Genomic DNA, 438 nt, shown 5'->3' on the forward strand with positions numbered 1-438 from the left:
CCACGAAGCCGGGCACGCGGTGGCCGCCATCGTTTTGAACCGTCAGATGTTCGACGACGACCGTAAACTCCCTGCTTTCTCAAGTGTTAGTATTTACCCCGACCCCGGTGACGGAGATTACCGTGGTGTTGTCGAAGGCGCGGGTTTTATTCAGCGCAAGGATTCACCTCGAAGCGAAAGCCGATTTTCGAGGACGATATGGATCGATATTTGGAACGCGATTGTGCGATCCGGGAGATAGTTACGTGTCTGGCAGGTCCTTTTGCAGAATCCGCATTCGAAGGCTATCTGGACCCGTTCGATATGGCGATGAATGCGTCCGACGAGAATGAGGGGAGCAGCGACTACGCGGATGCCAAGCGAATCTATGGTGAGTTGCGGTTCCTGATGCCGCGCCGCCCCGATTGGGGGCGGATCGAAGATCGCACGGCCCGGCTA

At 56.6% G+C, this 438-nt stretch carries 1 protein-coding gene; it reads left to right on the forward strand.

All coding sequences use genetic code 11. The features are described 5' to 3' along the window. On the forward strand, positions 1 to 241 hold a 241-nt coding region (locus EN780_RS40155), incomplete at its 5' end, for a hypothetical protein (RefSeq protein ID WP_210215149.1). Positions 242 to 438: the final 197 nt, after the last annotated feature.

Origin of the sequence: Mesorhizobium sp. M4B.F.Ca.ET.089.01.1.1, assembly GCF_004022605.1 — a bacterium.
Lineage (GTDB): Bacteria > Pseudomonadota > Alphaproteobacteria > Rhizobiales > Rhizobiaceae > Mesorhizobium > Mesorhizobium abyssinicae.